Below are 5,964 nucleotides of genomic sequence, written 5' to 3' on the forward strand. Positions count from 1 at the left end.
CTTCAGGTTGGAATCATTACGTTTCCGCAACCATCGCTTTTCTAAAGTCAGATATGGAAAAGCTAAAAATGCACCGAGAAGAACTCGCTGCGGTTCCGAAACCGGAAAACTTTAATCCGAAAGACGCTGACGGAAACCCTATCGAAATAGACTGGCCACTTAACTTAAATATTGTGGATAAGTTTATCAGTTGTTTCGGCCAGACTTATGCTGAAGTTTACAGTGGATGCACAGAAGAAAGACAACCTTAAACGAGAAGCTTTATGCATTATTTACTACAGTACCAAATCTCTGACGATTATATGGAAAAAAGAGCGTTATACCGGGATGAGCACCTATCTTTGGCCTGGCAAGCAGCTGAGCGAGGTGATTTACTGCTTGGCGGTGCCGTTGGAAACCCGGTTGAAAGTGCTCAACTCCTGTTTTATGTTGACGACCCCAAGGTAGTCGAAGCCTTTGCTGAAGCTGATCCTTATGTCATCAATGGATTAGTGACTCAGTACAAAATTCTACCCTGGAATACGGTTGTTGGTGAACACGCTTCCAACCCAGTTAAATAAAGAGCGGCTAAGCCGCTCAACATCTACATATCATCCGGAATATCGGGTTCTACAAGCTGTGCTAATTGGCTTAATGTCTCCTGCCAGCCTAGATAGCAAGCTTCACTGGGAATTACGCTCGGAATACCCTCCTGAACAACGTTTAAGTCAGTTCCGCATGACACACTGTTAAGTTCAACCGTGGTTATCATAGTGCCTGACAGATCCGGGGCATCAAACTTATCGGTATAGCGCAGCTTTTTATTCGGCACTAACTCGAGATACTCACCACCAAACGCATGGCTACTCCCCGTAGAAAAGTTCGTAAATGACATTTTGTAAGTGCCACCAACACGAGCGTCTAGTCTCTCAATATTTGCCGTGAAGCCGTGTGGTGGTAGCCATTTGGCCAGAGCATCAGAATTTAAAAACGCTTTATAAATGCGCTCCGCCGGTGCCTTAATAACTCGATGTAAGCGAATCGTATTCGACATAGCTTTCCTCCATTAAATAAATGAGTAGATGGCTTCAACTAATCGAATAGGTGATTTGAATTTCGACAGCAATTTTGAAATGGATAACATGGGTTGTTAGTAGTTAATGATCATAAACTCACAACCTACCGGTAGTACGGCGTTTTCGCTTTTAGTCACCACTAGTTTATCTGCTGTTTTCATACCGGCATAAGTTTTTACCTCAACCTGCGAAAACTTAAATGTCACAGGCTCTTTCATATCCTCAAAGTTGGCGTATACAGTATCCGGCAATACCGACTGATAACTTCCTGTATAGGAGGTAATCTCTTCATCTTCAATATCCAGGCTCATTTCTGTTTTATCTTTAAACTCAAGGATCATCCGTTGACCATTGCAAGTTTCCTCGCTACCGCGCAGTACCGGAGGAAGAACTAACTCTTCAGCATCTCCTCTTATATAAAGCCCGACATTACGGCCTTTGTAATAATGCTTTTGCTGATAAAACTTTTGGTAGCTTATAGCACCAAGGTTCTGCTGCTGAATAATGTTTTCGAGTTTTACGAAAAATTCAGGATTCTCGTTCGCAACATTCGTTGCAATGACAACATCGGGGAACTCTTTAGGAACTCTGACACCGGAAGTAGACTTAATCTTAAAACCATTCTTAGATAGCGCTGTCACCAGCGATTTACGTTCTTTTTCTGATAGTTGTTCAGTAGTTAAAAATACAGTCGGTGAAGTACAACCTATCAGTAACGCAATCATTGCTAAAAATATAAGCCATTTCATCACTCTACTTCCTTGTATCAATGCAATAAGAACTCATTCTTTTATGTTTAATGGATATTTTTCTTTTCCCAATCCTCAACTACTTCGTCAAAAATCTGCCCGTAGAAATTTCTTTTTTGAAAATCGGCAGTTGTCTCCCCGTACTGAGTTTCTATTTCAGCCGAATAAACGATTTCGCCGTTTAACATAGAAATAAGCTGCACCTGAAATAGTTTCTGTTCGGTAACTCCATTTATTATTTGCGACTGGTTTCCTGACTGAATAACTACCGCCTCATTTTTCGCTTTCGCCGAAACAAGACTTACCAATACGGCATGGTCAACATTTTCATCTTTAACTACTTTCATCAAATCAGATTCAGAAAAATTAATCCCGGGCTTTTTAAAGTTTTTAGCAGTAATACATGTAAATTTAGCCTTTGCCACAGCTTCGCAGAACTCAACTTCTTGAATGGCCGCTTCATTAAATGAACTGGATAACGAATTAACTAATAACCTATCAATCTCGATATCGTCCGGTGAGGCATAACTATTAAAATTTTGCACCGCACAGCCAGATATGGTCAACACTAAAGCTAGAGAGGTAAGCCCCTTTATACGGAACATTCTAATTTCCTTGTTAAATATAAAGTCAGGTACGACTCCTACTCTCACAATCTGTTACAAATTAGTCAACAAATAGTTAACAGGCGTACTTTAATAACGCCGGCAATCCTCGCTATTATGGTTCTATAATTATTAAAGGGACCTACTCTATGAAAAAGTTACTACTTGCGAGCGCTATTAGCTCCGCCTTATTATCCGCAGGCTGCAGTCAACCAGCGACCGAAACCAGCACACAGCAAAGTGCTATTGCCGGGGAAGTTATTAAAAGCCCCAACGATCAGCGTGAGTATCGCGTATTAACTCTGGATAACAATATTGAAATTATGTTGGTGTCTGATCCTAATACGGATAAGTCTGCCGCATCGTTAAGTGTTGGTGTCGGCTTACTGCAGGACCCTGAAACACAGCAGGGCATGGCGCACTACCTGGAGCATATGCTGTTCCTGGGCACCGAGAAATACCCGGACACTAATGGCTACAGCGAATTTATGAGTAATAACGGTGGCAGTCAGAATGCTTACACCTGGCTGGATATCACCAACTACATGTTTAAAGTCAATAACGATGCCTACAATGAGGGCCTGGATCGCTTCTCGGACTTTTTCAAAGCTCCTAAGTTGTATCCTGAATACGTCGACAAAGAGCGTAATGCGGTCAATGCCGAGTGGTCTATGCGCCGCGAGATGGACTTTTTTGGGCAGTTCAAGCTTGGCCGACTGCTTTTGGGCAAACACCCGTCTAACCGCTTCCTTATCGGTAATTTGGACAGCTTAAGCGACAAAGAAGGCAGCGAGCTTCATCAGGAAACTGTGGATTTTTATAACCGTTTTTATTCTTCCAATATCATGAAAGTTGCCATGATAAGCAACCGTTCGTTAGAAGAAATGGAAGAGCTGGCCCGCAAGCATTTTTCCAGCATTGAAGATGACGGTATTGAAGAGCCTGAGGTTACTGCTCAAATTAACTTCGACGATGTCGGGAAAAAACGCATTCATTATGTGCCGAATGAAGATGTTAAACAGCTGAAACTTGAGTTCATTATTAACGACAACCAAGACCAGTTCGCGGTTAAACCAAACCGCTATGTCAGCTATTTGCTTGGCTCTGAAATGCCGGGCACCCCAGCACAACAATTGAAAGATGCCGGTCTAATTGCCAATTTAAACGCATCGGCACAGCCTACTTTCTACGGCAACTACGGCGTTCTGGCAATTGACGTTGAGCTAACCAATGCCGGTATGAAGCAGCGTGAAGAAATTGTTGCTCTCATTATGAAGTACATTGATAAAGTTCGTGCTGAAGGCGTTGATGAGAAGTACTTTAACGAAATTAAAACCAGCCTGAGCAATCGCTTCCGTTTCTTAGAAAAAGGTGACGAATTCAGTTACGTTTCTAACCTGGCTGAAGCCATGCAAAATTTCCCGGCTGAATACGCTATCAGTGCACCTTACGAGTATCAGGAGTTTGACCCCGAAGCCATACGCTCTGTTTTGTCTCAGCTAACTCCGGAGCATTTGCGTGTTTGGTACATCAGCCAGGATGAACCGCACGACAGTCAGCTCGACTTTTACGAAGGTAAGTACAAAGTTGTGGATATACCGCAAGAAGAAATCGCAAGCTGGGACCAGGAGCCCCAAATGGCGATTAATCTGCCTAAGGTAAATACACTTTTACCCGAAAACTTTGCCATTAAACAGAACGATGCTTTTGACAAACCTCAGGTGGTTATTGAAGACGATGGTATTCAGGTGTGGCAGTACCCAAGTCAACTATACAGCGATCAACCTCGGGGTGTATTCAACATTCAAATCAATAATGCGGCCCCGCTTGAAAGTGCAAAAGCGAATGTTTTAACCGCTTTGTGGCGCGACTTATACAATATGAATATTAGCGCGCTTGATACCGAAGCAAATATTGCCGGAATGAACATCAGTCTAAGCGACAGCACCGGCCTCACGCTGACGGTGTCAGGTTTCACCGATAAGCAGCCTCAACTGCTGGAAAGGGCGATTAACAACCTGAGTTTTACAGTTGAACAGCAAGCTTTTGAGCAAGCAGTTGACCGCTATATTAGAGAGCTTAACAACAAGGGGCAGCAATTCCCGATTTACCAAAGCTTCGATGCTTACGGGCAGTTGATCCGCGAAGGTGGGTTTAATCAGGAAGAGTTAGTTGAAACAGCAGGTTCTGTAAGTGCAGAAGACTTATCGAACTACATGAATACCATGCTGAGTAATAATGCTATTCGCATTTTCGCTTTTGGTAACTACGACGAAGCAGGGCTTAATGAGTCGGTTAAACGCATCAAGGACAGCTTACCGAAGAATCGGGAAGTAACAGACTTTGAGCGGGCTCAGTTCTGGGAACCTCAACCAGAGCAATCTATTGTGCTGCGCCGTGACTTAGAGGTTGCTGATGTTGCACTGGTTGATGCACACATCCATCCACAGCCCGGTTTTGAGTCGTTAGCTGCCGGTACGGTATTACAAAGTCACTTCCGTACCGCTGCTTTCGATACGCTGCGTACAGAAGAACAGTTAGCCTACGCAGTTGGTGCCTTTGCCCCAAGCTTAGACCATTACGCCGGCTTTGGGTTATACATCCAAACTCCGGTGAAAAATGTTGCCGATATGCAGGAACGCTTTGACAGCTTCAAGAAAGAATACTGGGAAGACCTGCAGGGTATGACTGAGGAAGAGTTCAATCAACTTAAGCAAAGCACGCTCATTACCTTGAACGAGACACCAAAGAACCTTAACGAGGAGGTGTCTCCGCTTCTGGCCGATTTGAGACTGCAGCGCTTTGAGTTTGATAGCAAAGAGCAACTGATTAAGGCTGTTGAGGGTGTCACATTGGAAAACGCAAAAGCCTTCTATCAGGAAACTCTGTTAAACCCGGATGCTGCTCGTATTTCGGTACAACTACGCGGCACTAAATTTGCTGATGAACCATACGCAGATTTACCGAATCAAACGGTAATTTCTGACCTGGCGGAATTCCAGCAGGAGATGAAAAAGCAGTAATTAACCAATGAGGCAATAAAATGAAGACCTTTATTAAGTGGTTTATTTACTCAACTATTATGGTGGCAGCTTTCTGCCACCATGCTTTACAAGCTAAAGAGTATCAGGAGGAACTGGAAGGCGTATGGCGCGGAGAGCTTGTCCTTCAAGAAGGTGTTAGCATTACGCTTGGTATTAATGTCGATAACGGCCAGCTAACTCTCGATAGCCCGAACCAGGGCATGTTTGACCACCAACCCACGAAGTTTTCAGTTAAGGGTAATAAGATAGAGTTCACCGATACAAGCCTCGGGGCCAGTTATCAGGGTGCTCTGAATGATGGTCAGTTAGAGGGCACATTCACACAAGGTAAAGAGCGCAGTATTACCATGCATAAGCTAACTCAGGAAGACAAAGCCCGCCTTACCTACGAAGCAACCTACAAAGGTGATTTGCCCGTCAGTGAAAACTCGAGTTTACCCTTACAAGTGAATATTGCCGTTGTGCACGACGGGTATATTGCGACTTTAGACAGTCCGGCTCAGCAAAGCTT

General features: G+C 43.7%; 6 protein-coding genes and 1 pseudogene. 4 read left to right on the top strand and 3 right to left on the bottom strand.

Annotated features, from left to right (window positions below; translation table 11 throughout):
• A pseudogene (locus tag B3180_RS04155) lies at window positions 1-251 on the top strand (hypothetical protein); the annotation flags it as partial.
• A gap of 12 nt (window positions 252-263) precedes the next feature.
• A complete protein-coding gene (locus tag B3180_RS04160) occupies window positions 264-560 on the top strand; it encodes a YciI-like protein (protein ID WP_278358859.1) in 297 nt (98 codons plus the stop codon).
• A 23-nt stretch (window positions 561-583) separates the two neighbouring features.
• Here the strand turns inward: B3180_RS04160 and B3180_RS04165 are convergent, their stop codons facing one another.
• From B3180_RS04165 to B3180_RS04175, 3 genes are all read right to left on the bottom strand, one after another.
• Complete coding sequence (locus B3180_RS04165; RefSeq protein WP_054490187.1) at window positions 584-1,033, bottom strand: SRPBCC family protein; 450 nt, start codon at window positions 1,031-1,033, stop codon at window positions 584-586.
• 96 nt (window positions 1,034-1,129) lie between these two features.
• Window positions 1,130-1,804, bottom strand: coding sequence for a hypothetical protein (locus B3180_RS04170; RefSeq protein WP_278358967.1), 675 nt, complete (start codon window positions 1,802-1,804; stop codon window positions 1,130-1,132).
• A 47-nt stretch (window positions 1,805-1,851) separates the two neighbouring features.
• Window positions 1,852-2,409: a hypothetical protein gene (locus B3180_RS04175; protein ID WP_278358860.1), complete on the bottom strand. Its 558-nt coding sequence runs from the start codon at window positions 2,407-2,409 to the stop codon at window positions 1,852-1,854.
• A 149-nt stretch (window positions 2,410-2,558) separates the two neighbouring features.
• On the opposite strand from B3180_RS04175, the gene B3180_RS04180 reads away from it, so the two are divergent.
• Both B3180_RS04180 and B3180_RS04185 read left to right on the top strand, forming a co-directional pair.
• On the top strand, window positions 2,559-5,432 hold the full coding sequence (locus B3180_RS04180) for an insulinase family protein (RefSeq protein ID WP_278358861.1): 2,874 nt from the start codon (window positions 2,559-2,561) through the stop codon (window positions 5,430-5,432).
• 20 nt (window positions 5,433-5,452) lie between these two features.
• On the top strand, window positions 5,453-5,964 hold a 512-nt coding region (locus B3180_RS04185), incomplete at its 3' end, for a hypothetical protein (protein WP_286843215.1).

This window comes from Idiomarina sp. UBA4206 (assembly GCF_002383015.1).
Lineage (GTDB): Bacteria > Pseudomonadota > Gammaproteobacteria > Enterobacterales > Alteromonadaceae > Idiomarina > Idiomarina abyssalis.